We start from the raw sequence: 24993 nt of genomic DNA, 5'->3' as shown, positions 1-24993 counted from the left end.
GGTAATCAGCCCTAAACAGGCTGATTTTTTACAGTTTTTGTCTTTTGCAGGCATTAAAAAGCCGGCTATCGCCGGCTTGATAAACTACTCGTCTGAAGCATGTCCTTGCGGTGGCAGCTTAACGCCGTCCAGCCAGGCGGCATTGTCGCGCATCTCAAGCCGACCACTAAGGAACCAGTCAACGACCAAAGGATAGATGGCATGTTCTTGTGCCTGAACACGCGCAGTCACATCCTCTTCGTTGTCACCATCGAAAACCGGGACTTTAGCTTGCAGAATGACCGGCCCACCGTCTAACTCGTCGGTAACAAAGTGCACAGACGTACCGTGGACTTCGTCGCCATTTTCCAGCACCTGACGGTGTGTGTGCAGGCCTGGATATTTAGGAAGCAGGGAAGGGTGGATATTAAGCAGACGACCGGAGTAATGCGCCACAAACGTCGGACTCAGAATACGCATGTATCCTGCTAATACCACGACGTCGGGAGCATAGGCATCAATCTCTTGCACCAGTTCGCGGTCAAATGCCTCACGGCCTGAGAACTGACTGGCCTCCAGCACGTGCGCAGGGATATTCGCTTCACGCGCACGTTCAAGGCCGAACGCGTCGGCCTTGTTACTGAAAACAGCGCGTATAGTGCTACTGATCCGCTTCTGTTCGCAGGCATCAATGATGGCCTGCAAATTGCTACCGTTGCCGGAAATCAGCACCACGATGTTTTTCATTCAATGACCACGCGCTGTTCGGAATCAGATGCTTTGATGATACCGATTTTCCACGCGTTTTCACCTTTTGCATTCATCAGGCTGATAGCTTTTTCTGCTTCACTGGCTGGCAATGCGATAAGCATGCCTACGCCACAGTTGAAGGTGCGATACATCTCGTGATCGCTGACGTTACCCGCTGTTTGCAGCCAGTTGAACACGGACGGCCACTGCCAGGAGGACTCGTCGATCACCGCCTGGGTATTATCCGGCAGGACGCGTGGAATGTTTTCCCAGAAACCGCCGCCAGTCAGGTGCGCGATAGCGTGAACATCCACATTCTCGATAAGCTCCAGAATGTTTTTCACATAGATACGGGTCGGGGCCAGCAGGTGGTCGGCAAGTGGTTTGCCATCAAGCTCTGTTGTCAGTGGGTCGCAACCGCTGACTTCGATAATCTTACGTACCAGAGAGTAACCGTTAGAGTGCGGGCCGCTGGAGCCCAGTGCAATCAGGACATCGCCATCGGCAACTTTGCTGCCATCGATAATTTCTGATTTCTCAACCACACCGACGCAGAAACCTGCAACGTCATAATCTTCACCGTGATACATGCCAGGCATTTCAGCGGTTTCACCGCCGACCAGCGAGCATCCTGACTGCAGACACCCTTCGGCAATACCGGTAATCACGCTCGCGGCGGTATCTACATCCAGCTTGCCGGTAGCGTAGTAGTCGAGGAAGAACAGCGGTTCCGCGCCCTGGACCACCAGGTCGTTAACGCACATCGCGACCAGATCGATACCGATGGTGTCGTGACGTTTAAGATCCATTGCCAGGCGCAGTTTTGTTCCTACACCGTCAGTTCCCGAGACCAGAACAGGTTCACGATATTTTTGCGGCAGAGCGCACAGTGCGCCGAATCCACCCAGACCACCCATTACTTCCGGGCGGCGGGTTTTTTTCACCACACCTTTGATTCGGTCAACCAGCGCATTACCTGCGTCAATATCAACACCGGCATCTTTGTAGCTGAGAGAAGTTTTGTTGGTCACGGCTCAAGTCCCCACGCGATTGCATTGCATAGTAAGAAAAATCGGCGCAATTCTAACAGTCCAGGCAAACGTTTGCGAGCCTATTCTGCAAGAGAAATATCCCTGGGGATTTTTTTACGGCTACACCCATCTAACGCCTTCAAACTTGACTCTGTTCACGAAAATGAAACCGGTTTCGGTAATCTGCTTGCAACCCTCTTAGCCTTTGCACATCATCGAACTGAAACCGGTTTCTGTAACTGTTTTTGCAGAAAATAACGCAGAATGAGGGAAAGAGAATGTCAGGATTTAAAGAAGGTTTTCTGTGGGGTGGTGCTGTGGCGGCGCATCAGCTTGAAGGCGGCTGGAAGGAAGGGGGAAAAGGCATCAGCGTGGCGGACGTGATGACTGCGGGGGCGCACGGTGTGCCGCGTGAAATCACTAACGGTGTTCTGCAGGGGAAAAATTACCCTAACCACGAAGCCATTGACTTCTACCATCGCTATAAAGAAGACATCAGACTCTTTGCCGAGATGGGGTTTAAATGTTTTCGTACCTCCATCGCCTGGACGCGCCTTTTCCCAAAAGGTGATGAGCTGGAACCCAATGAAGCCGGTTTGCAGTTTTACGATGACCTGTTCGACGAGTGCCTGAAATACGGTATCGAACCGGTAATTACTTTGTCCCACTTCGAGATGCCTTTCCATCTGGTCACTGAGTACGGTGGCTGGCGTAATCGTAAGCTTATTGACTTCTTTGTCCGTTTTGCAAAAGTCGCGTTCCAGCGCTATCAGCATAAAGTGAAGTACTGGATGACTTTTAACGAGATCAACAACCAGGCTAACTTCCACGAAGATTTTGCGCCGTTTACGAACTCCGGGTTGAAATACGAACCAGGTGAAGATCGTGAGCCGGTGATGTTCCAGGCAGCCCACTATGAGCTGGTGGCCAGTGCTCTGGCTGTGAAAGCAGGGCGCGAAATCAACCCGTCACTGCAGATAGGCTGCATGATTGCCATGTGTCCCATTTATCCGCTAACCTGTGCGCCGGACGATATGATGATGGCGATGAACGCGATGCATCGACGTTACTGGTTTACCGATGTGCATGTTCGCGGAAAGTATCCGCAGCATCTGCTGAACTATTTTAACCGTCGTGGCTTTGCGCTGGATATCACCGACGAAGATAGGGCCGCACTGAAGCAGGGCTGTGTCGATTATATTGGTTTTAGTTATTACATGTCCTTCGCAACGAAAGCGACGGCGGACAACCCGGAGCTGGATTATGACGAAAGCAAGAGCCTGGTATCCAACCCGTATGTACAGAAATCTGACTGGGGCTGGCAGATTGATCCTGTTGGGCTGCGTTACTCCCTGAACTGGTTCTGGGATCACTATCAGTTGCCGCTGTTTATTGTCGAAAACGGTTTTGGTGCTATCGATGTTCAGGAGAGCGACGGTTCGGTGAACGACCAGTACCGTATTGATTACCTGGCAGCGCATATCAGCGAAATGAAAAAAGCGGTGGTGGAAGACGGCGTCGACCTGATGGGCTATACCCCGTGGGGCTGTATTGACCTGGTTTCGGCGGGAACAGGGGAGATGAAAAAGCGTTATGGCTTTATCTTTGTGGATAAAGACAACGAAGGGAACGGGACGCTCAACCGCAGCAAGAAAAAATCTTTTGATTGGTATCAGAAAGTGATTGCCAGCAACGGCGAGAATCTTTGACCACAGCCCGATGTCCTCTTCATAGCTCTCTTGCGCAAAGAGAGACTGTAAAAACAAAAGCCGGGATCCTCTCCGGCTTTTTTGTCTGTTTTATAATCTGTAACGGTGCATTAACCACTTTGCTTGATCGACGTCAAGCAAGACGGGTATGGCGTAATCCGAAAAAAGCGGTATAATCCGGCGATTTTTTTGCGGTTGCCACCTCAGAGGAGAAAGAGAATGAAGATTGTGGAAGTGAAACACCCACTCGTTAAACACAAGCTGGGCCTGATGCGTGAGCATGACATCAGCACGAAGCGTTTTCGCGAACTGGCATCGGAAGTGGGTAGCTTGCTGACTTACGAAGCAACCTCTGACCTGGCAACTGAAAAAGTGACCATCGAAGGCTGGAACGGCCCGGTACAGGTTGAGCAGATTAAAGGTAAGAAAATTACCGTTGTGCCAATCCTGCGAGCAGGTCTGGGTATGATGGAAGGTGTGCTTGAGCACGTACCAAGCGCGCGTATCAGCGTGGTGGGTATCTACCGTAACGAAGAAACTCTCGAACCCGTCCCGTACTTCCAGAAATTGGTGTCCAACATCGACGAGCGCATGGCGCTGGTGGTTGATCCCATGCTGGCAACGGGTGGCTCAATGATTGCCACCATCGATCTGCTGAAAAAAGCAGGTTGTAGCAGCATTAAAGTTCTGGTTCTGGTTGCCGCACCTGAGGGTATTGCTGCGCTGGAAAAAGCACACCCGGACGTTGAGTTGTACACTGCTTCTATCGACCAGGGGCTGAACGAGCACGGGTACATTATCCCGGGGCTTGGCGATGCCGGCGATAAGATTTTTGGTACTAAATAATCGAATAACGAATAAAAAGCCGACTTTGATAGTCGGCTTTTTTTTGAATAAAAACACAACCAACCCACAATACTTAAGGAAAACACTATGACGCGCCGTACTATCGGGGTGAGTGAAAGACCGCCGCTTTTACAGACAATCCCGCTTAGTTTGCAGCACCTGTTCGCCATGTTTGGTGCAACCGTGCTGGTGCCAATCCTGTTTCACATTAACCCGGCCACCGTACTGCTGTTTAATGGCGTCGGGACGCTGCTTTACCTCTTTATCTGTAAGGGGAAAATTCCTGCTTATCTGGGTTCCAGCTTTGCCTTTATCTCGCCCGTTCTGCTGTTGTTGCCGCTGGGTTATGAAGTGGCGCTGGGTGGCTTTATTATGTGTGGTGTGCTGTTCTGCCTGGTCTCCTTCATTGTGAAGAAAGCTGGTACGGGCTGGCTGGATGTGATGTTCCCGCCTGCGGCGATGGGCGCAATCGTTGCCGTCATTGGTCTGGAGTTGGCCGGCGTCGCGGCGAATATGGCTGGCCTGCTGCCTGCCGATGGTCAGTCCCCGGATTCTAAAACCATTATCATCTCGCTGGTCACGCTGGGTGTGACGGTATTTGGTTCAGTGCTGTTCCGTGGTTTTATGGCCATTATTCCTATCCTGATTGGTGTGCTGGCAGGTTATGCGCTCTCCTTCGCGATGGGGGTTGTCGATACTACGCCAATTGCGCAGGCTCACTGGTTTGCGCTGCCAACGTTCTATACGCCACGCTTCGAGTGGTTTGCCATTTTCACCATTCTGCCTGCCGCGCTGGTGGTCATTGCTGAGCACGTAGGCCACCTGGTAGTCACGGCAAACATTGTGAAGCGTGATCTGATTCGCGATCCGGGTCTGCACCGTTCTATGTTTGCGAACGGCCTTTCAACCATCATCTCCGGTTTCTTTGGGTCCACACCAAACACGACCTATGGTGAAAACATCGGTGTTATGGCGATCACCCGCGTGTACAGTACCTGGGTGATCGGTGGGGCGGCAATTTTCGCGATTCTGCTCTCCTGCGTGGGTAAACTGGCGGCGGCTATCCAGATAATCCCTGTTCCGGTGATGGGCGGCGTTTCCTTGCTGCTGTACGGCGTCATCGGCGCATCCGGTATTCGTGTGCTGATCGAATCCAAAGTGGATTACAGCAAAGCGCAGAACCTGATCCTGACCTCCGTTATCCTGATTATTGGGGTGAGTGGCGCGAAGGTGCACATTGGTGCAGCTGAGCTGAAAGGTATGGCGCTGGCGACCATTGTCGGCGTTGGCTTGAGCCTGATCTTCAAACTGATCTCTGTTCTGCGCCCTGAAGAAGATGTTCTGGATGCTGAAGACAGCGAAAACACGTCGCATTGATCGTAAAACCGGGCGGGCGATCCGCCCGGTTCTCTCCTCGCAGGTTCCGTGATAAACTCTTTGCCGATTTTATGTAAGATCTGGTTGAGGTATTTCTGAACGGACCGGCACAGCTCTCTCTGCCACTTTATCTACCTGACGACGAAACTTTTGCGAGTTTCTGGCCGGGTGATAACCCCTCTTTACTGGCTGCGCTGCAAAATGTGCTGCGCCAGGAACACAGCGGATACATCTATATCTGGTCACGCGAAGGCGCTGGGCGGAGTCATCTTTTGCATGCCGCTTGTGCTGAACTCTCTGCCCGTGGCGATGCTGTTGGTTATGTGCCGCTGGATAAACGTACCTGGTTCGTACCGGAAGTTCTGGATGGCATGGAATATCTCTCGCTGGTCTGCATCGATAATATCGAATGTATTGCCGGAGATGAGCCGTGGGAAATGGCGATGTTTAATCTCTATAACCGTATTCTGGAGTCGGGTAAAACCCGCTTACTGATTACCGGCGATCGCCCGCCGCGCCAGCTTAACCTGGGTTTACCAGACCTGGCCTCTCGTCTCGACTGGGGACAAATCTACAAACTGCAGCCATTGTCTGATGAAGATAAACTTCAGGCCTTGCAACTGCGGGCGCGGTTACGTGGTTTTGAGCTTCCGGAAGATGTGGGGCGTTTTTTGCTAAAACGTCTGGATCGCGAGATGCGTACGCTCTTCGATACGCTTGATCAACTCGATCGTGCATCGATTACCGCGCAGCGCAAGCTCACGATCCCGTTTGTTAAAGATACACTGAAACTGTAGCTTGCCGGGTAGTGACTATACTTTTCCCGGCCAGCGATACCCTGAATTAGCTAACAATCTCCAGAACACTTTCCGGTGGGCGTCCAATACGAGCCTGACCGTTAGCCACCACAATAGGGCGTTCGATCAGCTTCGGATGTTTAACCATCGCCTGAATCAGCTCATCTTCCGTAAGATGCATATCATCCAGACTGAGCGACTTATACAACTCATCTTTCTGGCGCATCAAGTCTCTGGCACTCGGCATACCCAGCATACTCACAAGCTGGCGAAGCGTCGCGGCATCTGGCGGTGTTTCAAGATACAGAACCACATCTGGATCGATGCCGTTAGATTTCAGCAGACTCAACGTGTCGCGACTCTTGGAGCAACGAGGGTTGTGATAGATTTTTACCGCCTCAGACATGAACTCTCCTTTTACATCCTTTCATACGGTTTAAAGCGTTGCTGTAGCGAGCGTAACTGATCGATACGCGCATCGTAACGGGCCTGTTGCAGGCTGCCCAGTTTAACTTGTGCACTGGCGCTGCTTAACAAGGAAATCGCCTGGTCAAGACGACCTGTCAGGGCAAAGCCTTCTGCGCGAGCGGCCAGTTCCTGATCGCGATGACCGAGCTGCGATTCAGCTTGTGCCAGCAGATCCCAGCCGTTCGGATCGTCTTTATTGTTGAAGGTGTAGCGATTGAGAAGGGTTGCGGCTTCTGCTGCCTGACCACCTTGTAAGTAAGCATTTGCCAGGTTCAGTTGCAAAACTGGATTAGTGCGCAGATCTTTAGCCGCCTTCAGGCGGTTGATCGCGTCAGTGGTTTTTTTCTGCCCCAGATCGATATCCGTTGAGAGATCGAGATACCACGGGTTGTTCGCATCGGCAGTCAGCAGCGGCTGAAGCGCCTTACGTGCATCATCGTATTTACTGGCTTCCATAGCCTGCAAAGCCTGACCGTATTGTGCCGCGTTTTTTTCACGCACGTTGCCTTTCGACAGCGAATCCAGGATATCGCTGGTGAGCTGGTTACGCCCGGACTTATACATGCCGAGCGTTCTCACTTTTGCCATATAGAAGTCTTGCGATGACTGCACCACTATCGGGCGCATCTGGTTGGCGCGGTTACGTGCATCAGACAAGCGGCTTTCTGGCAGGGGGTGCGTCAGCAAAATTTCAGGTGGCCGCGTTGAGTAACGCGCCTGATCGAGTAATTTCTCAAGGAAGCTTGGCATGGCTTGTGGATCAAAACCTGAGCGTTGTAAGACCTGAATCCCGATTCGGTCCGCTTCCTGTTCGTTTTGCTGGGTAAAACTGATCATACCCTGGCGTGTCCCCGCCAGCGTTCCGGTCAGGGCCGCCATTCCCGCCTGGGGGCTTGCCATAGCCAGCAGAATGGACCCCAGAGCACCAACCCAGGTCAGCGGAGCATTTCGTTTCTGGTCTTCCATGGCACGAGCCAGGTGACGTTGTGTGACGTGTGAAATTTCGTGAGCCATGACCGAAGCCAACTGGCTTTCGTTATCGGAGTAACGGAATAACGCCGAATGCAACACCACATTGCCGCCAAAGAAGGCAAAGGCGTTGATTTCGTCATTATTAATTAAATAGAAATGGAAAGGGGTTTTGACCGAGTCAGCGTGAGCGACAAGGCGCATTCCGAGGCCGTTAATGTATTGCACCAGCAGTGGGTCATTGATCAGCGGCGCACTACCGCGCAACTGACGGACATAATAATCGCCCATCTGCATCTCTTGCCCGATGGAGAGCGTGCTTCCTGCTGATGTACCCATATCCGGCAATGTATCGGCCGAGTCAGCGAAAGCGGGCATCACCTGACCCATGCTCATCGCAGCGATAAGCGTGGCAACCAGAGTTTTTTTCAACTGCCTGAACATAACCTCTGCCCTGTAGTGTGGATGTGCTAATTTGACCAGCGAACCCATGTATCGTTCACCTTAGACTGCTTTGCGAGTGTAGCCGTGTTACGCCCTGAAGAAAATCTTATTCACCGGCCTTTTGCTAAACGTTGCATACATACAAAAAGCGAAAGTCTTTTTTGTGACAGTTAGATACAATTCCCTCTCATCGTCCTGCCATCAGATTCAGGGAAGGGTTGCATGCTTGAAATGTTAATGCAGTGGTATCGGCGTCGTTTTAGCGACCCAGAAGCCATTGCTTTGCTGGTTATTCTGGTTGCCGGGTTCGGTATTTTGTTCTTCTTTAGCGGCCTGCTTGCGCCTCTGCTGGTCGCGATTGTTCTGGCGTATTTGCTGGAGTGGCCAACGGTGCGCCTGGAGCACATCGGCTGTTCCCGACGTTGGGCGACCAGTATTGTGCTGGTGCTATTTGTCGGGATACTACTCCTCATGGCGTTTGTGGTGATGCCTGTTGCCTGGCAGCAGGGGATCTACCTGATTCGCGATATGCCCGGAATGCTCAATAAACTCTCTGATTTTGCCGCCACACTGCCTCGTCGTTATCCTGCCCTCATGGATGCCGGGATCATTGACGCGATGGCGGAAAATATGCGCGCCCGCATAATGACAATGGGTGATTCAGTCGTGAAATATTCCCTGGCATCGTTGGTTGGGCTACTGACGCTGGCGGTGTATCTGGTTCTGGTTCCGCTGATGGTCTTCTTCCTGGTTAAAGACAAAGAGCAGATGCTGAACGCGGTGCGTCGTATCTTGCCACGTAATCGTGGTCTGGCAGGGCAGGTATGGGAAGAGATGAATCAACAGATCACCAATTACATCCGTGGCAAAGTGCTTGAGATGATTGTGGTCGGCGTCGCAACCTGGATTGGATTCCTGATTTTTGGCCTGAACTATTCTTTACTGTTAGCGGTGCTGGTGGGGTTCTCTGTTCTCATTCCGTATATTGGCGCATTCGTTGTCACCCTTCCTGTCATTGGTGTGGCGTTGTTCCAGTTTGGTTTGGGGACTGAGTTCTGGAGCTGTTTTGCGGTTTATCTGATTATCCAGGGGCTGGACGGGAACCTGCTTGTGCCCGTTCTGTTCTCCGAGGCGGTGAATCTGCATCCGCTGGTGATCATCTTGTCGGTGGTCATCTTTGGCGGATTATGGGGATTCTGGGGAGTGTTCTTTGCGATTCCACTGGCGACGCTGATAAAAGCGGTGGTGCATGCGTGGCCTGATGTACCCGCAATAGAAATAGAAGAAAAGTAGAATTAGCCGGGTGACGCGACATTTACCCGGCGTAGGTAGTCTTGGTTGGTCGGGTAAGGCAAAGCCGCCACCCGACACTCACTTTCAGGCGCTCTCTTTCAGCCAGTTCAATACCACATCGTGGTGATTGCTGGTTTTGAAATCATCAAACACATGTTCGACTTTACCGTCAGCGTCCACCAGGAAGCTGATGCGATGAATACCGTCGTAGGTTTTACCCATAAAGGATTTTTCACCCCAGACGCCGAATTGCTCGCATACCTGGTGGTCTTCGTCGGAAAGCAGCGTAAAGTTCAGCAGCTCTTTCTCAGCAAAGCGTGACAGTTTTTCTGATTTGTCGGTGCTGATTCCCAGCACTTCTACGCCCGCTTTTTTCAACTCATCCATGTTATCGCGTAAACCGCAAGCTTGTACGGTACAGCCTGGCGTCATGGCTTTCGGGTAGAAATAGACCAGAACGCGCTGTCCCTGGAAGTCGGTCAAATTTACTTGCTCGCCGTCTTGATCCGGTAAGCTAAATTTCGGTGCGATGTCACCGGCTTTCAGTGGATTCATTAATCAACTCCATCTTGTTCATGCTGCGAATAATTGACGATGCTTATACTGCCTTGCGCGTTTAACTCTGTACAGAGGGCTTTGAACGCTTGCTCGATATTTGATGCATCCTGGGATGCCGGGCTGTGTGCGGTAATCTGAATAAATAATGTAGGAATTGTATCGTCATTGCCGGGTTGAGTGCGGGAAACCAGTTCAGCAATATTCATCTGATGACTGTCAAACAACGCCGTAAACCGCTCAATGAGATGAGGAGAATCAGGAACTTCAACCTGAACCCAAACGGTTGCGGGCATCGCAGGGCGCGGGCGTGCAGTGGTGCGTTTCATGACAATCAGCAAATCCAGCTCTGCGCCTTTTAGCGGCAGGGTCGATTCGATAAGTGTAATGGCATTCCATGTCCCGGACAGTAGCATAATAAACGTGAACTCTTCGCCCAGCATGGCAAGGCGGCTGTCTTCAATATTACAGCCGCAACTGCTTACGTGGCGGGTGATGGTGTTCACTATCCCCGGCCTGTCAGCACCCAGCGCAGTGATAACCAGGTAATGTTGTGATGAGGTTGTCAAACCTGTTCTTCCTTTGCTTGGTTAAGTCTTCCTAAGGAAAGCATAAAAAAAACATGCATACAACCGCCTGAAGGCCTCAGGTCGCTTGCTTTTATTACAGTTCCAAACGTAACATTGGGACTCTTGTTCGCACAGAGGATGGCCCATGTTCACGGGAAGTATTGTCGCGCTTGTTACACCGATGGATGAGAAAGGTAATGTCTGCCGGTCAAGCCTGAAGAAGCTGATTGATTATCATGTCGCCAATGGAACCTCGGCGATCGTTTCGGTAGGGACTACCGGTGAATCTGCAACGCTGAGCCATGAAGAGCACGGTGCTGTGGTCATGCTGACCCTTGAACTGGCTGACGGACGTATTCCGGTCATTGCAGGTACGGGCGCTAATGCAACTGCAGAGGCCATCAGTCTGACGAAGCGTTTTAACGATAGTGGTATTGTGGGTTGCCTGACGGTGACGCCTTATTACAATCGCCCAACGCAGGAAGGCTTGTTCCAGCATTTCAAAGCCATCGCTGAACATACTGACTTGCCACAAATTCTGTATAATGTGCCGTCCCGTACTGGCTGCGATATGCTGCCGGAAACCGTTGGTCGCCTCTCGAAAGTAAAAAATATTATCGGGATTAAAGAGGCAACCGGGAACTTAAGCCGCGTTCATCAGATCAAAGAGCTGGTTTCAGACGACTTTATCTTGTTGAGTGGTGATGATGCGACTGCGCTGGACTTTATGCAGCTCGGTGGTCATGGCGTGATTTCCGTAACGGCGAACGTTGCGGCACGCGATATGGCTGAAATGTGCAAACTGGCGGCGGCCGGTCACTTCGATGAAGCTCGCGTGATTAATCAGCGTCTGATGCCGTTGCACAATAAATTATTTGTCGAACCCAATCCGATCCCAGTGAAATGGGCTTGTAAGGAATTGGGACTTGTAGCAACCGATACGCTGCGTCTGCCGATGACCCCAATTACCGACAACGGTCGTGAAGTGGTCACCTCAGCGCTGAAGCATGCCGGTTTGCTGTAAAGTTTAGGGAGATTTGATGGCTTATTCAGTACAGAAGTCGCGCCTGGCGAAGGTTGCGAGTGTTTCGCTTGTTATGCTGCTCGCTGCCTGTAGTTCAGACTCGCGCTACAAGCGCCAGGTGAGCGGTGATGAATCCTATCTGGATGCAACACCGCTTGCTGAACTTCACGCACCTGCCGGGATGATCCTGCCGATTCAAAACGGCGATTACAACATTCCTGTGACCAATGGCAGCGGTCAGGTCGGTAAAGCGCTCGATATTCGTCCGCCAGCTCAGGCTCTGGCGCTCGTGAGTGGAGCTCGTACCCAGTTTACGGGAGATACGGCGTCACTGATGGTCGAAAACAGCCGTAATAGCACGTTGTGGCCGCAGGTTGTGAGCATTCTTCAGGCGAAGAATTACACCATCGCGAAGCGTGATGATGCCAGCCAGACGCTGACAACCGACTGGGTTGACTGGAACCGTCTGGATGAAGATCAACAGTATCGTGGTCGTTATCAAGTCTCCGTGAAACCGCAGGGTTACCAGCAAGCCGTTATGGTTAAACTGGTGAACCTGGAACAAGCAGGTAAACCTGTTGCTGATCCATCGTCGATGCAACGTTACAGCACTGAAATGCTGAACGTCATTGCGGCAGGTCTGGACAAGAACGCGACGGATTCCGCCAATGCTGCTCAGAGCCGTAATGGTGCAACTTTCGACGTACAGAGTGCTGCGGATGACACCGGTTTGCCGATGCTGGTGGTACGTGCACCGTTTAACCAGACCTGGCAGCGACTGCCGGCAACGCTTGAAAAAGTGGGCATGAAAGTGTCTGACAGCACGCGTTCAACCGGTAGCATCACGGCAACGTACAAACCGCTGTCTGATAGCGCATGGCAAGAACTGGGGGCACATGATCCAAATCTGGCCTCTGGCGACTACAAAATTCAGGTAGGTGATCTCGATAACCGCAGTAGCTTGCAGTTTATCGATCCGAAAGGTCACACGCTGACCCAGTCGCAAAACGATGCGCTGGTTGCCGTCTTCCAGGCAGCATTTAGCAAATAAATAAGAGGGCTGGTTAATCCAGCCCTTTTTATTTTAGTGCTACGCAAACGTGTGCGTGGCATAATATCCCCAGTTTTGAATACAAATCATCACACCAGGAGTAATGAAGATGCAGAAGCAAGCTGAGTTGTATCGTGGCAAAGCGAAGACCGTATACAGCACGGAAAACCCGGATCTGTTGGTGCTCGAGTTCCGCAATGATACGTCAGCAGGGGATGGCGCACGCATTGAGCAGTTCGATCGTAAAGGCATGGTGAACAACAAGTTCAACCACTTCATTATGACTAAGCTGGCCGAAGCGGGTATCCCGACTCAGATGGAAGCGTTGCTGTCCGATACGGAATGTCTGGTGAAAAAACTGGATATGGTTCCGGTTGAATGTGTCGTCCGTAACCGTGCCGCGGGCTCCCTGGTGAAGCGTCTTGGCATTGAAGAAGGCATTGAGCTGAACCCGCCACTGTTTGATCTGTTCCTGAAAAACGATGCAATGCACGATCCTATGGTCAATGAATCTTACTGTGAAACCTTTGGCTGGGTGAGCAAAGAGAACCTGGCACGCATGCAGGAACTGACCTACAAAGCTAACGATGTACTGAAAAAATTGTTTGATGATGCGGGCTTGATCCTGGTCGATTTCAAACTGGAATTTGGTTTGTACAAAGGTGAAGTGGTATTGGGCGATGAGTTTTCTCCGGATGGTAGCCGTCTGTGGGATAAAGAAACGCTGGATAAAATGGACAAAGACCGTTTCCGCCAGAGCCTGGGTGGCCTGATTGAAGCCTATGAAGCGGTTGCTCACCGTTTAGGCGTTAAGCTCGACTAACTCCCTCAGTAGCCAAAGGATGTGCGCATCCTTTGGCGTCTTACCTTTGTTTCCTATGGTAATCTTGTCATTAACCGCCTACGATCATAGCTATTGCTAATGGGATATATTCGAGGTGGTTATGCGCTGGCAAGGGCGTCGTGAAAGTGACAATGTAGAAGACAGGCGCAGTGGTGGCGGTGGCCCGATGATGGGCGGCCCTGGTTTCCGGTTGCCCGGCGGAAAGGGGGGCATTATTTTGCTGCTCATTGTTCTGGTGGCAGGCTACTACGGTGTCGATTTGACCGGTCTCATGACCGGAGAACCGCTTCAACAACAGCAGCAACAATCTCAGCGCTCCATCAGCCCTCATGAAGATGAAGCGGCCAAATTTACCTCCGTTATCCTTGCGACCACAGAAGACACCTGGGGTCAGCTGTTCGATAAAATGGGACGCACTTACCAACAGCCGAAACTGGTGATGTACCGCGGTGCGACCCGCACCGGATGCGGCACTGGGCAATCGGTGATGGGGCCGTTTTATTGTCCTGCTGACAGCACGGTCTACATTGATCTTTCCTTCTACGACGATATGAAACGCAAGCTTGGCGCGGATGGCGATTTTGCACAGGGCTATGTGATCGCTCATGAAGTGGGTCACCATGTGCAAAAATTGCTGGGTATTGAGCCAAAAGTACGTCAGCTTCAGCAAAATGCTTCGCAGGCGGAGGTGAATCGCCTGTCTGTTCGGATGGAGTTACAAGCGGACTGCTTTGCCGGTGTCTGGGGTCATAGTATGCAGCAGCAGGGCGTACTGGAAGCCGGCGATCTCGAAGAAGCGTTAAATGCGGCTCAGGCCATTGGTGACGATCGTCTGCAACAGCAAAGTCAGGGCCGCGTCGTGCCGGACAGTTTCACTCACGGCACATCTGAGCAGCGCTATAGCTGGTTTAAACGCGGCTTTGCCAGTGGCGATCCGGCGCAGTGTAATACCTTTGGCAAAGCTATGTAACGCTGCACATCAGGGATGATACCGGCATGTCCTTTGAACATCTGATAACGGAATTACGTCGTACAGGCCATCGTCGGTTGGTGGTGCTGAGTGGTGAAGCGCACTGGTCTCTGGCACAGGCACTATCCCTCCGAAATACGCTTCCGGGAGACTGGCTGTGGGTTGGGGATGATGCGTCGATTGAGCCATGTAGTGCGCCGCGAGCGCTCAGTGGATTGCTGGGGCGTGAGTTTCGCCATGCCTTTTTCGATGCGCGTAGTGGATTTGATGTTGCGGCATTCGCAGCCCTGAGCGGTACATTGCAGGCGGGAAGCCTGCTGGTATTACTCGTACCGCCTCTGCTGTCCTGGGCAGAAAAACCTGATAGCGACTCCCTGCGCTGGAGTGACAGCCCTGAACCGATTGCCACGCCTCATTTTGTCCGCCATTTTTGCCAGGTTATGTCCGCCGATCCTGATGTGATTTTATGGCAGCAGCACCAGGCCCCACATCTCCATGCTTTTCCGCCCGCGCCTGACTGGCGGCCCGCAAACGGCGAGCCGCAGCGTGAGCAGTCTGACATTCTGACATCACTCCTTACCATGTCTCATGGGCTAGCAGCCGTAACTGCGCCGCGCGGACGTGGAAAATCTGCGCTGGCAGGCATGTTGCTCAACCGGATTCAGGGCCGTGCGGTGGTCACGGCTCCGGCGAAAGCCGCTACAGAGGTCATCGCCCACTTTGCCGGAGATCGTTACTACTTTGTTGCGCCAGATGCACTGGCGGCATCTGACATTCAGGCCGACTGGCTGATCGTTGATGAAGCGGCCGCAATGCCGGGGCCGCTTCTTGAAAAGCTGGTAAGGCGTTTTCCGCGCGTGTTGTTGACCACTACCGTGCAGGGCTACGAAGGGACGGGAAGGGGATTTTTGCTCAAATTCTGCGCCCGTTTCACCGGATTACAGCGTTATACGCTGTTGACCCCGATCCGCTGGGCTGCGGGATGTCCACTTGAACGTGTGGTGGCACAAGCATTGTTATTTAACGATGAGCTGATTGATTCGACCCCGCAAGGTGAGGTGCATTTTACCGCGCTTGAGCCACAGTCATGGGAAAGCCATTCCGCGTTAGCGGCGAATGTGTATGAACTGCTGTGCGCGGCACATTACCGGACTTCTCCACTCGATTTGCGTCGCATGATGGATGCACCGGGTCAGCATTTTTCTGTGGCGAAAACGAATAGCGCCATAGCGGGGGCTTTGTGGCTGGTTGATGAAGGTGGATTGAGTGCAGAACTCAGCCGCGCAGTGTGGGCGGGTTTTCGTCGGCCCAGAGGTAATCTTGTCGCCCAGTCTCTGGCAGCGCACGGGGGAAACCCACTGGCAGCGGTGCTAAAAGGGCGACGCGTAACGCGCGTAGCGGTCCATCCACAGCGCCAGCGCGAGGGGATCGGGCAGCAGCTTATCCGCAGTGTGAGTCAGGTTGCGCAGCAGGATTACGTGTCAGTAAGTTTCGGCTATACCGAGGAGCTGTGGCGCTTCTGGCAGCGATGTGGCTTTGTGCTGGTCCGGATGGGGAGTCATCGTGAGGCCAGCAGTGGTTGTTATACGGCAATGGCGCTATTGCCTCTGAGCGATGCGGGTCAGGCCCTTTGTGAGCAGGAGCATCGGCGTTTGTGCCGGGATGCTCGTGTTCTGGAAGCCTGGAATCGTGAAAAGATCCCTGTAAAAGATAGCTGGGACGCTACCCTTAATGATGACGACTGGCTGGAACTGGCGGGATTTGCCTTTGCTCACCGACCGTTTTCTTCGTCAGTAGCGGCATTGACCCGTTTACTGCTGGTAGTTGATGCGCCACTTGCGGCACTGCGCGGAAAAGCAGAAGGTCATAAAGACGATGCACAGCTTTGCGCTGAACTGGCGCTTTCCGGGCGAAAAGCGTTACTGGCACTGTTTCGCAGTGAAACGGCACATACCCTGGAAGGGCTTGATAAGTCACGTGCTCAGCAGTTGAAACGCGATATTTTGCAATGGCAATTTTTTCAATGACTTCTTCAGTAAAGTGGCATGGTCATTACCCTTCAGAGGCGTAGAATCCAGGTCATCAATTAAGGAGACTGCCATGAAACACGACCATTTTGTTGTTCAAAGCCCTGATAAACCGGCTAAACAGTTACTGCTTCTGTTTCATGGTGTGGGTGATAACGCCGTCAATATGGGCACGATTGGTAGCTGGTTTGCACCTCTTTTCCCCGAGGCGTTGATCGTCAGTGTTGGCGGCGTGGAACCCTGTGGACCCAATGGGCGTCAGTGGTTCTCTGTGCAGGGCGTGACGGAAGAAAATCGTCAGGCGCGCATTGATGCAATTATGCCGACCTTTATCGAAACTGTTCGCTACTGGCAACAGCAGAGTGGCGTTGGAGCTGATGCGACCGCATTGATTGGTTTCTCTCAGGGATCAATCATGGCACTGGAAAGCGTGAAAGCGCAGCCAGGTCTTGTGTCGCGGGTGATCGCGTTTAATGGCCGCTTTGCGACCCTGCCGCAAAGTGCAACGACACAGACCACGATCCATCTGATCCACGGTGGTGAGGATCGGGTGATTGAGCTTTCTCATGCGGTTGCCGCGCAGGAAGCGTTGATCCGGGAAGGTGGAGATGTGACGCTGGATATTGTCGATGAGCTGGGTCATGCGATTGACGACCGCAGTATGCAGTTTGCACTTGATCATTTGCGTTTTACCGTACCAAAACACTACTTTGATGAAGCGCTCAGCGGCGGTAAGCCAAATGACGATGATATCGTAGAGTTTCTCTGAGATAAGACACCCCTCACCCTCTCCCCACAGGGGGAAAAGGTGAGGGGATGCAGGGATCACTTTTTCTGGTCTTTCTTCGGCCAGTTGTCGTCATCGTCCCATTTGTCGTTAAAATCACGGTGTGGCGGGAGTTCGGGCTTGTTGGCGAGAAACTTTTTGTGATCAACACGCTTAAGATCTTTAATCACGTTCAGTATGACACCGACCAAAAACACCAACACCAGAATCCACCAGTACTTCGTCAGCCAATCCATTCGCTATTCCTTTTCAGAGCAACCGTCAGGCGACGAGCTGCTCCATGATACGTTGATACATACGGGCCAGCAGTTGCAAGTCTGCCGCATTTACACACTCATTGATTTTATGAATGGTGGCATTCACTGGACCCAGTTCGACAACCTGCGCTCCCATGCAAGCAATAAAGCGTCCGTCTGACGTTCCGCCAGTCGTTAACAGTTGTGGCTTAATTTCATTATAGTGTGCGATGGCGTTAACGACCGCATCCACCAGTTTTCCACGTTGTGTCAGGAAGGGCTGACCGGAAAGCCACCAGTCCAGGGTATAGCGCAATTCGTATTTTTCCAGCAGCGCCACTACGCGGGCTTTGATCATCTCATCGGTCAGTTCAGTGCTAAAACGGAAGTTGAACTGCACGTGAAAATCGCCGGGAATGACGTTATTGCTGCCTGTACCGGCCTGCACGTTGGCAATCTGCATGCTGGTAGGTGGGAAGAATTCATTACCTTTGTCCCACTCGATGTTGACCAGCTCATTGAGCATCGGTGCAGCACGGTGAACCGGGTTATCGGCCAGATGCGGGTATGCAACGTGGCCCTGAACACCGTGAATGGTCAGGTTGCAGGTCAGTGAACCACGACGACCATTTTTTACGACATCGCCCACCACTTCAGTACTGGAGGGTTCGCCCACCAGACAGTAGTCCAGACGTTCGCTTCGGGCCATCAAGGCTTCAACCACTTTCACTGTACCATTGTGGGCGCTGGCTTCTTCATCAGAGGTGATCAAGAACGCGAGGCGGTTTTTATGGTTTGGGTGCTGGGCAACAAAGCGTTCAGCTGCCACAACCATGGCCGCCAGAGAACCTTTCATATCTGCTGCTCCGCGGCCAAACAACATACCGTCGCGAATAGTCGGTTCAAACGGCGGGTTGATCCAGCGATCGGCATCACCCGCAGGAACGACGTCGGTATGGCCAGCAAACGCCAGCGTTTCCCCCTGACCGCGCCATGCCCAAAAATTCTGCGTATCACCAAAATCCATACGTTCGACGGTAAAACCGATCGCCCGCAGGCGCTCAATCATTAATGCCTGACAACCTGCGTCGTCCGGGCTAAGGGAAGGACGGCGAATAAGCTGCTGAGTCAGCTCAATGACCGGGCATGACATAGACTACACCTCAACGAAAAAAGTCTGATAAAGGGTTTCACTGAAACCCAGCAGCATAGGCTGACCAGGCGCGCAGAGCAATGGGCGTTTGATGATGGCGGGCATTTCAAGCATCAGTGTTGCCGCGCTGGTGGCGTCATTGATGCTGTTTCGATGTGACTCATCCAGCTTGCGCCAGGTCGTCCCTCGGGTATTCAGCAATGCCTCCCAGCCCAGCTCGGCGATGGCGGTATGCAGAAATTCAGCATCAAGACCATCGGCACGGTAGTCATGAAAGCGATACTCCAGGTTATGAGCTTCCAGCCAACGGCGCGCTTTTTTGATGGTGTCACAATTTTTAATGCCGTACATCACAATCATAGTGAATCCTTTTGTTCTTATGGATGTCGAATGTTCAGTTATTTCGACGTTATATTGTTAGGGAAAATATAACACATTCGATATGCCACTTAATTTAATCTACAGGGAATTTAAACTTACATCTGTAAGCTGAATATTCTTTCATCTTTTAAGCATAGATGTCCAGTAGTGGAAAATGTCTAATAAAGTCAGCCAGTAATTTAAAACTCACCCACCTGGGTGGTTATTTCAAAATATTGCTATTGGTCACATAAAAATTAAAGTGTTGCGCCCATATTTAGCGTAAATCCAGACTCGTAGCGAGGGTAATCACAGTAATTGGTTAATTTGTCTTCACAATGATGATAGGTTTCCGTAGAATGCGCATAATAATAAGAGAGGATATTATGATTGAACGTGAACTGGGGAACTGGAAAGATTTTATCGAAGTCATGCTTCGTAAATGACATTCAGTAAGAATTGCAAGAGCACTAAAATAAGTAAAATAACCATAGTGTGAATAGATCACACAGTAAAAAGGCGGCCAGATGGGCCGCCTTTTTTATTATTATCAGTTATTCAGGACGTTCTTTTAACGGGAACCGCCGGCGTACCAGAACAAAGAACAACGGAACAAAGTAGATGGCTAAGAGCGTTGCGGAGATCATGCCGCCCATGACGCCTGTGCCGACGGCATGCTGGCTACTTGAGCCTGCACCTGAACTGGTCGCCATGGGTAAAACACCAAAGACAAACGCCAGGGAGGTCATCAGGATTGGACGTAAACGCTGACGGCATGCATGTAACGTCGCGGACATCAGATCGTGTCCTTTTGCATTCATCTCGTTCGCAAATTCGACGATCAGAATGGCGTTCTTGGCGGATAGCCCGATGACGGTCAGCAGGCCAACCTGGAAGTAAACATCGTTCTCCAGACCGCGCATCCAGGTGGCAAGCAGAGCGCCAATCACCCCAAGTGGAACCACCAGCATGACCGAGAACGGCACTGACCAGCTTTCATAAAGCGCCGCCAGGCAAAGGAAGACCACCAGCAGAGACAAGGCGTACAGTGCCGGAGCCTGCGCGCCGGAGAGACGTTCCTGATATGACATTGCCGTCCACTCCAGGCCAAACCCTGACGGCAGTTGTTGCACCAGTTTTTCCATGGTGTCCATCGCCGTACCGGTACTCACGCCGGGAGCTGCCTCACCAACGATCTCAAGGGCGGAATAGCCGTTGTAACGTTCAAGACGGGGTGAGCCACTTTCCCAGTGCGAAGAGGAAAATGCCGAGAAGGGGACCATCCCGCCGTCTTTATTGCGCACATACCAGCGATTAATATCATCGGGCAGCATCCGGTATTCAGCACCGGACTGCACATAGACCTTCTTCACGCGACCCCGATCCATGAAGTCATTGACGTAGCTTGACCCCCACGCGGTTTGCAGCGTGTCGTTGATGTCGTCAATGGAAACGCCGAGCGCCTGTGCTTTTCGCTGGTCGATATCAACCTGTAACTGCGGGCTATCATCAAGACCATTATGGCGAACGCGGGTTAACGTCGGATCTTTGCTTGCCAGTTCCAGCAACTGGTCGCGGGCCGCCATCAGCGCCGTATGACCTGCGCCAGCGTGGTCCTGAAGTTCCATATCAAAGCCTGCTGAACTGCCAAGGCCGCTGATAGCGGGTGGGCTGCTGGCAAAAACGCGCGCCTCTTTGATGCGGTTAAAGGCTTTGGTTGCACGTTCGATAATGGCAAATGAGGAGCCGGTTTTACTGTCTCGTTCATCCCAGTCTTTTAAACGTACAAACATGCGTGCGACGTTCTGCCCGTTACCGCCAGGCCCGGAGCCGACGGTGGAGAATACAGAGACGACGTTATCTTTCTCTTTGGTGAAGAAGTACTGTTCAACTTTTTCGACAACTTTCAGCGTCTGCTGCTGCGTTGCGCCACTCGGGAGCTGAATAGAGGTAGTGAACATGCCACGATCTTCCATTGGCAGGAATGACGTCGGCAAACGCAGGAACAGGAAAACCATCCCGCCCAACAGCAATACGTAGATCAGCATCCAGCGCAGGCTGCGATGAAGTACCTTGCCAACGCCAGCTTCATAACGCGCTGCATTACGGTTAAACATGCGGTTGAACCAGCCGAAGAACCCTTTTTGACCGTGCTGTTCACCCTTATGCAGAGGTTTAAGGATGGTGGAACACAGGGCTGGTGTCAGGATCATCGCCACCAGTACGGAAAGCACCATTGCGGACACAATGGTTATCGAGAACTGGCGGTAAATTGCCCCGGTTGTTCCGCCGAAAAAGGCCATAGGGATAAAGACTGCGGAGAGAACCATCGCAATACCGACCAGCGCCCCCTGAATTTGCCCCATAGATTTGCGTGTTGCCTCGCGGGGTGAAAGTCCTTCTTCACTCATTATTCGTTCGACGTTCTCGACGACCACAATGGCGTCATCCACCAGCAGGCCTATCGCAAGAACCATGGCAAACATGGTTAAGGTGTTGATGCTGTAACCAAACGAATAGAGGACTGCGAATGTCCCCAGCAGTACCACGGGGACGGCTATGGTCGGAATTAACGTTGCGCGGAAGTTCTGTAAGAACAGATACATCACCAGGAACACCAGCGCGATTGCTTCAAGCAGGGTTTTCACCACGTCCTCAATGGACGCTTTCACGAACGAGGTGGTTTCGTAGGCGACTTTGTATTCGAGCCCGTGGGGGAAATATTGTGACAGCTCATCCAGCCGGTCCAGCACTAACTTCGCTGTCGCCATTTCATTAGCACCAGAGGCCAGTTTAACCCCGAGTCCGGAGGCCTGATTGCCATTAAAACGGCTCAGATAATCATATTTTTCAGCGCCCATTTCCACGGTGGCAACATCGCCCAGCCGCACGTCAGAGCCGTCCTGGTTAACCCTCAACGTAATATTTCTGAACTGTTCGGGGGTCTGGAGCAACGATTGGGAGTTAATGGTGGCGTTGAGTGCCTGCTTATCCACCGAGGGAGTTCCCCCCAACTGGCCTACAGCAATTTGCGCATTCTGTGATTTGATGGCGTTGGTGACATCGGTTGCCGTCATCTGGACGCTGTTCAGCTTGTTTGGGTCCAGCCAGATACGCATGGAATACTGCGAGCCGTAGGCATCAATATCGCCAACACCGTTAATACGGCTAATCGGATCCTGAATGTTACTGGCGACATAGTCAGCAATATCTTGTTTATCCATTGAGCCATCGGTTGAGACAAAGGCGATGGTCAAAATGTTGGTATCCCCGGTTTTACGTACGGTGACCCCCTGGTTTTGTACCGCTTGCGGCAGTTTACGCATCGCCGACTGCAGTTGGTTTTGTACCTGCTGCACTGCTTCATCCGGGTTGGTTCCGGCGATAAAACTTAATGTCACCGTGGCCTGACCCGTGGCGCTACTTTGTGAGGACATATACATGAGGTTATCCAGCCCCGTCATGTTCTGCTCGATGACCTGTGTGACGGTATTTTCCAGCGTTTGCGCTGATGCGCCGGGATAGTTCGCGGTGATGCGCACGTTAGGTGGCGCGAGATCGGGATATTGCTCAACAGGAAGTGAAGTAATGGCCAGAGTGCCTGTCAGACACAACAGGATTGCAAGCACCCAGGCAAAAATGGGGCGATCGATAAAAAAATTCGCCATGAAAATGTGACCTCGTTTTGCTGCACGTCATTATTGTATATTGCCCGCATCACTCTAGCGGTAAGGCAAGGGTCAAACGTGGAGAAATAAAGGAGATAGTGTAAATTATCATGCCCTTTTACAGCGCTCCCCGCGCGAGCGAAAAGAAAGTATCGCGCAGGCAAAAGGCGTGAAGGTGATAATTCTCGTTAATTTATCGTTATTTACCCGTAAGGCTGATGGGCGAACGAAATGTGATACTCACCTGCGTTCCGCCATTTTGCGGTTGAGAAAAGTGCAACGTACCGCCCAGACGCTCTGCGCGCTCGCGCATGATATTTAACCCGTAGTGCCCCGGCGGCTCGCTCGCCTCCCCAATACCGATGCCATTGTCGCGGATCGTCACCGTATGTGCCCCGTCAGGAGAGGTAATACAACTGACGGTTATCTCGCTTGCCTGAGCGTGTTTAATGGCATTCAGTACCGCCTCGCGAACAATTTGCAGGAGGTGTACCTGCTTTTGTGCATCCAGAGCCAGGGATGACAGACGGCAATCGAGGATCAGTTTTGCCTGCGTCTGGTTTTGTAAACCATCAAGTGATTCCTGCATGGCGGCGGGAAGATTGGCGTGGTTGAGGGTCAGACGGAAGGTGGTCAATAGCTCGCGTAACTGCTGCCAGGCATTGTTCAGTTCGCGGGAAAAGTCAGTGATGATGGTTTGCGCCGGCGCATTCTCTTCGGGGACGGCACGCTTGAGCAGTGTGAGCTGGATACGCAGGTAAGAGAGTACCTGAGCCAGTGAATCATGCAGCTCTCTGGCAATAGTGGCGCGCTCTTCCATCAATAACAGTTGCTGGTAATGTTTTTGTGCCTGGTTGAAATAGAGCCCACGGCCCAGCATGGTGGCGACACTTTTCATGAGGGGGGGTGGTACGGTTGCCGCAACGCTTTGCCAGCGCAGTTCTCCGTATCGGGTATCCTGCATCAACACCGGCAGGGTTTGCATGGCGAGTGCGCTATCGACGCTACCTTCGAAGAGCGTCCAGTCGTCACTGGTACGCAGTTCCAGATAATTCATCTGTGTATATTCATGCACAATCTGCAATATATGACGGAAGCAGTGGCTGTCTATCTGGCCGGTATTCAGTGCCTGAGAGCATTTGAACAGCATTTCGAGTTGCTGATGGGCTTCATTCAGATGGCGCGTTTTTTCGGCAACAGAGTGTTCCAGTGAACGGTAAAGCGTATCTAACTGGGCCGACATATGGTTGAACGCGCGGGACAGTTGACCCAGCTCATTCGGGAGTTCGGTGTCCAGTGCCGGGGAGTCAAATTGTCCCTGTTCAATACGCTCACTTGCCGCCACCAGATGAATAAGTGGGGCAACGACCTGACGGCGGATCCGGCGCAGAGTCAGCATTGCCAGTAGCAGAATACCCAGCCCGCCTGCCAGTGAAATCAGGATCACCAGCTTTATTTTATGCTCGGTATAGTGCTGGAGAGCCAGCACAAAGGCATCAATGCGCCCGACAAACCCTTCGATATGATCCTGATACCACAGCATATTACCCTGGGCGATCTGCTGGTCCATCTCCTGCCACGCAATATGCAGTTGTTGATATTTCTGCTTTACATCCTTCGGTACATACCAGCGATCCAGCGTTTGCAGTGCGGGGGCGCTGAGGGTGTGTCGCCAGTCCAGACGGTGCTCCTCAAGACTGGCGCTGTCGCGCTGCATTTGATAACCCAGACGGTAACTTTGCATGCGCAGCGAGCCGGCAATATTAATGGCTTCAGCATCACGCTGGCTACTGGCGAGCGTGAGTAATGCAATCGCGCCTGTCAGTACGGACAAGGCAATAATCGAAAAGAAAGCCCGTGCAAGGCTTGCAGAAACAGGTCGTTTGACGGTCACAAAACAGCTTCCTGAATATAAACGTAACGAAGGGCGGGGCGGTCTAACCCAGCCAGATGAAACACGATTTCATTTGCCATGAAATAAATTGATCTGCCACAGGTTCACTGTAAATAGTTTGGCTTCCTGGGCATTTGAACATTGCCTGATTACGTTGTCGTGGGTAAATACAATATTCATATAAAGAATAAG

Annotated in this window: 23 protein-coding genes; 12 read left to right on the top strand and 11 right to left on the bottom strand. The window is 52.0% G+C overall.

Annotated elements, in window-relative coordinates; translation table 11 throughout:
* Positions 1–84: 84 nt before the first annotated feature.
* Positions 85–726: a phosphoribosylglycinamide formyltransferase gene (gene purN / locus HV346_RS16535; protein ID WP_181620355.1), complete on the bottom strand. Its 642-nt coding sequence runs from the start codon at positions 724–726 to the stop codon at positions 85–87.
* Complete coding sequence (purM, locus tag HV346_RS16530; RefSeq protein ID WP_181620354.1) at positions 723–1760, bottom strand: phosphoribosylformylglycinamidine cyclo-ligase; 1038 nt, start codon at positions 1758–1760, stop codon at positions 723–725. Before purM ends, purN begins: the two co-directional genes overlap by 4 nt.
* 278 nt (positions 1761–2038) lie before the next feature.
* On the opposite strand from purM, the gene HV346_RS16525 reads away from it, so the two are divergent.
* From HV346_RS16525 to HV346_RS16510, 4 genes are all read left to right on the top strand, one after another.
* A complete protein-coding gene (locus HV346_RS16525) occupies positions 2039–3469 on the top strand; it encodes a 6-phospho-beta-glucosidase (RefSeq protein WP_181620353.1) in 1431 nt (476 codons plus the stop codon).
* Between the two features lie 219 nt (positions 3470–3688).
* Positions 3689–4315 (top strand): uracil phosphoribosyltransferase, encoded by a 627-nt coding sequence (gene upp / locus HV346_RS16520; RefSeq protein WP_014071296.1) that lies wholly within the window; start codon positions 3689–3691, stop codon positions 4313–4315.
* A gap of 87 nt (positions 4316–4402) precedes the next feature.
* Complete coding sequence (gene uraA, locus HV346_RS16515; protein ID WP_181620352.1) at positions 4403–5692, top strand: uracil permease; 1290 nt, start codon at positions 4403–4405, stop codon at positions 5690–5692.
* Positions 5693–5787: 95 nt separating this feature from the next.
* Positions 5788–6489 (top strand): DnaA inactivator Hda, encoded by a 702-nt coding sequence (locus tag HV346_RS16510; RefSeq protein WP_203451556.1) that lies wholly within the window; start codon positions 5788–5790, stop codon positions 6487–6489.
* A 46-nt stretch (positions 6490–6535) separates the two neighbouring features.
* Here HV346_RS16510 and arsC read toward each other — a convergent pair whose 3' ends face one another.
* Positions 6536–6895 carry an arsenate reductase (glutaredoxin) gene (arsC, locus tag HV346_RS16505; RefSeq protein ID WP_181620351.1) on the bottom strand — a complete coding sequence of 120 codons (360 nt, stop codon included), beginning with the start codon at positions 6893–6895 and terminating at the stop codon, positions 6536–6538.
* A gap of 11 nt (positions 6896–6906) precedes the next feature.
* Positions 6907–8370 (bottom strand): beta-barrel assembly-enhancing protease, encoded by a 1464-nt coding sequence (bepA, locus tag HV346_RS16500; RefSeq protein WP_181620350.1) that lies wholly within the window; start codon positions 8368–8370, stop codon positions 6907–6909.
* A 222-nt stretch (positions 8371–8592) separates the two neighbouring features.
* Here bepA and HV346_RS16495 point away from each other — a divergent pair, with 222 nt between their 5' ends.
* Positions 8593–9663: an AI-2E family transporter gene (locus HV346_RS16495; protein ID WP_181620349.1), complete on the top strand. Its 1071-nt coding sequence runs from the start codon at positions 8593–8595 to the stop codon at positions 9661–9663.
* Between the two features lie 84 nt (positions 9664–9747).
* Here HV346_RS16495 and bcp read toward each other — a convergent pair whose 3' ends face one another.
* On the bottom strand, positions 9748–10218 hold the full coding sequence (gene bcp, locus HV346_RS16490) for a thioredoxin-dependent thiol peroxidase (RefSeq protein WP_181620348.1): 471 nt from the start codon (positions 10216–10218) through the stop codon (positions 9748–9750).
* Positions 10218–10787, bottom strand: coding sequence for a glycine cleavage system transcriptional repressor (locus HV346_RS16485; RefSeq protein ID WP_181620347.1), 570 nt, complete (start codon positions 10785–10787; stop codon positions 10218–10220). Before HV346_RS16485 ends, bcp begins: the two co-directional genes overlap by 1 nt.
* A gap of 145 nt (positions 10788–10932) precedes the next feature.
* Here HV346_RS16485 and dapA point away from each other — a divergent pair, with 145 nt between their 5' ends.
* From dapA to ypfH, 6 genes are all read left to right on the top strand, one after another.
* Complete coding sequence (gene dapA, locus HV346_RS16480; protein WP_181620346.1) at positions 10933–11811, top strand: 4-hydroxy-tetrahydrodipicolinate synthase; 879 nt, start codon at positions 10933–10935, stop codon at positions 11809–11811.
* Between the two features lie 16 nt (positions 11812–11827).
* On the top strand, positions 11828–12862 hold the full coding sequence (bamC, locus tag HV346_RS16475) for an outer membrane protein assembly factor BamC (protein ID WP_181620345.1): 1035 nt from the start codon (positions 11828–11830) through the stop codon (positions 12860–12862).
* A gap of 109 nt (positions 12863–12971) precedes the next feature.
* On the top strand, positions 12972–13685 hold the full coding sequence (gene purC / locus HV346_RS16470; protein WP_181620344.1) for a phosphoribosylaminoimidazolesuccinocarboxamide synthase: 714 nt from the start codon (positions 12972–12974) through the stop codon (positions 13683–13685).
* A gap of 121 nt (positions 13686–13806) precedes the next feature.
* Positions 13807–14676: a neutral zinc metallopeptidase gene (locus HV346_RS16465; RefSeq protein WP_181620343.1), complete on the top strand. Its 870-nt coding sequence runs from the start codon at positions 13807–13809 to the stop codon at positions 14674–14676.
* Positions 14677–14702: 26 nt separating this feature from the next.
* Positions 14703–16703 (top strand): GNAT family N-acetyltransferase, encoded by a 2001-nt coding sequence (locus tag HV346_RS16460; RefSeq protein ID WP_181620342.1) that lies wholly within the window; start codon positions 14703–14705, stop codon positions 16701–16703.
* Between the two features lie 73 nt (positions 16704–16776).
* The gene (gene ypfH, locus HV346_RS16455) at positions 16777–17472 is read left to right on the top strand and encodes an esterase (protein ID WP_181620341.1); all 696 of its coding nucleotides are present in this window, start codon (positions 16777–16779) and stop codon (positions 17470–17472) included.
* A 56-nt stretch (positions 17473–17528) separates the two neighbouring features.
* Here ypfH and HV346_RS16450 read toward each other — a convergent pair whose 3' ends face one another.
* From HV346_RS16450 to HV346_RS16440, 3 genes are read right to left on the bottom strand one after another with little or no spacing between them, the layout of a single operon-like run.
* Positions 17529–17726: a YpfN family protein gene (locus HV346_RS16450; protein ID WP_181620340.1), complete on the bottom strand. Its 198-nt coding sequence runs from the start codon at positions 17724–17726 to the stop codon at positions 17529–17531.
* A gap of 25 nt (positions 17727–17751) precedes the next feature.
* Complete coding sequence (gene dapE, locus HV346_RS16445; RefSeq protein WP_181620339.1) at positions 17752–18879, bottom strand: succinyl-diaminopimelate desuccinylase; 1128 nt, start codon at positions 18877–18879, stop codon at positions 17752–17754.
* A gap of 3 nt (positions 18880–18882) precedes the next feature.
* Positions 18883–19239, bottom strand: coding sequence for an ArsC family reductase (locus tag HV346_RS16440; RefSeq protein ID WP_181620338.1), 357 nt, complete (start codon positions 19237–19239; stop codon positions 18883–18885).
* Positions 19240–19625: 386 nt separating this feature from the next.
* On the opposite strand from HV346_RS16440, the gene ypfM reads away from it, so the two are divergent.
* On the top strand, positions 19626–19685 hold the full coding sequence (gene ypfM, locus HV346_RS16435) for a protein YpfM (protein WP_001386977.1): 60 nt from the start codon (positions 19626–19628) through the stop codon (positions 19683–19685).
* 108 nt (positions 19686–19793) lie between these two features.
* Here the strand turns inward: ypfM and acrD are convergent, their stop codons facing one another.
* Positions 19794–22907, bottom strand: coding sequence for a multidrug efflux RND transporter permease AcrD (gene acrD / locus HV346_RS16430; protein ID WP_181620337.1), 3114 nt, complete (start codon positions 22905–22907; stop codon positions 19794–19796).
* Positions 22908–23106: 199 nt separating this feature from the next.
* Positions 23107–24801 carry a nitrate/nitrite two-component system sensor histidine kinase NarQ gene (gene narQ, locus HV346_RS16425; protein ID WP_181620336.1) on the bottom strand — a complete coding sequence of 565 codons (1695 nt, stop codon included), beginning with the start codon at positions 24799–24801 and terminating at the stop codon, positions 23107–23109.
* Between the last annotated feature and the right edge of the window lie 192 nt (positions 24802–24993).

This window comes from Enterobacter sp. RHBSTW-00994, assembly GCF_013782625.1.
GTDB lineage: Bacteria > Pseudomonadota > Gammaproteobacteria > Enterobacterales > Enterobacteriaceae > Enterobacter.
This window is presented reverse-complemented; position numbering and strand designations above follow the sequence as displayed.

Excerpts from the sequence above, each read along its gene's own strand:
- bcp (WP_181620348.1), bottom strand. The coding sequence starts at position 10,218 with ATGAATCCACTGAAAGCCGGTGACATCGCACCGAAATTTAGCTTACCG.
- arsC (WP_181620351.1), bottom strand. The coding sequence starts at position 6,895 with ATGTCTGAGGCGGTAAAAATCTATCACAACCCTCGTTGCTCCAAGAGT.
- dapA (WP_181620346.1), top strand. The coding sequence starts at position 10,933 with ATGTTCACGGGAAGTATTGTCGCGCTTGTTACACCGATGGATGAGAAA.
- upp (WP_014071296.1), top strand. The coding sequence starts at position 3,689 with ATGAAGATTGTGGAAGTGAAACACCCACTCGTTAAACACAAGCTGGGC.
- HV346_RS16450 (WP_181620340.1), bottom strand. The coding sequence starts at position 17,726 with ATGGATTGGCTGACGAAGTACTGGTGGATTCTGGTGTTGGTGTTTTTG.
- HV346_RS16495 (WP_181620349.1), top strand. The coding sequence starts at position 8,593 with ATGCTTGAAATGTTAATGCAGTGGTATCGGCGTCGTTTTAGCGACCCA.
- bamC (WP_181620345.1), top strand. The coding sequence starts at position 11,828 with ATGGCTTATTCAGTACAGAAGTCGCGCCTGGCGAAGGTTGCGAGTGTT.
- purC (WP_181620344.1), top strand. The coding sequence starts at position 12,972 with ATGCAGAAGCAAGCTGAGTTGTATCGTGGCAAAGCGAAGACCGTATAC.
- dapE (WP_181620339.1), bottom strand. The coding sequence starts at position 18,879 with ATGTCATGCCCGGTCATTGAGCTGACTCAGCAGCTTATTCGCCGTCCT.
- acrD (WP_181620337.1), bottom strand. The coding sequence starts at position 22,907 with ATGGCGAATTTTTTTATCGATCGCCCCATTTTTGCCTGGGTGCTTGCA.
- uraA (WP_181620352.1), top strand. The coding sequence starts at position 4,403 with ATGACGCGCCGTACTATCGGGGTGAGTGAAAGACCGCCGCTTTTACAG.
- bepA (WP_181620350.1), bottom strand. The coding sequence starts at position 8,370 with ATGTTCAGGCAGTTGAAAAAAACTCTGGTTGCCACGCTTATCGCTGCG.
- HV346_RS16460 (WP_181620342.1), top strand. The coding sequence starts at position 14,703 with ATGTCCTTTGAACATCTGATAACGGAATTACGTCGTACAGGCCATCGT.
- ypfH (WP_181620341.1), top strand. The coding sequence starts at position 16,777 with ATGAAACACGACCATTTTGTTGTTCAAAGCCCTGATAAACCGGCTAAA.
- purN (WP_181620355.1), bottom strand. The coding sequence starts at position 726 with ATGAAAAACATCGTGGTGCTGATTTCCGGCAACGGTAGCAATTTGCAG.
- HV346_RS16525 (WP_181620353.1), top strand. The coding sequence starts at position 2,039 with ATGTCAGGATTTAAAGAAGGTTTTCTGTGGGGTGGTGCTGTGGCGGCG.
- HV346_RS16440 (WP_181620338.1), bottom strand. The coding sequence starts at position 19,239 with ATGATTGTGATGTACGGCATTAAAAATTGTGACACCATCAAAAAAGCG.
- HV346_RS16465 (WP_181620343.1), top strand. The coding sequence starts at position 13,807 with ATGCGCTGGCAAGGGCGTCGTGAAAGTGACAATGTAGAAGACAGGCGC.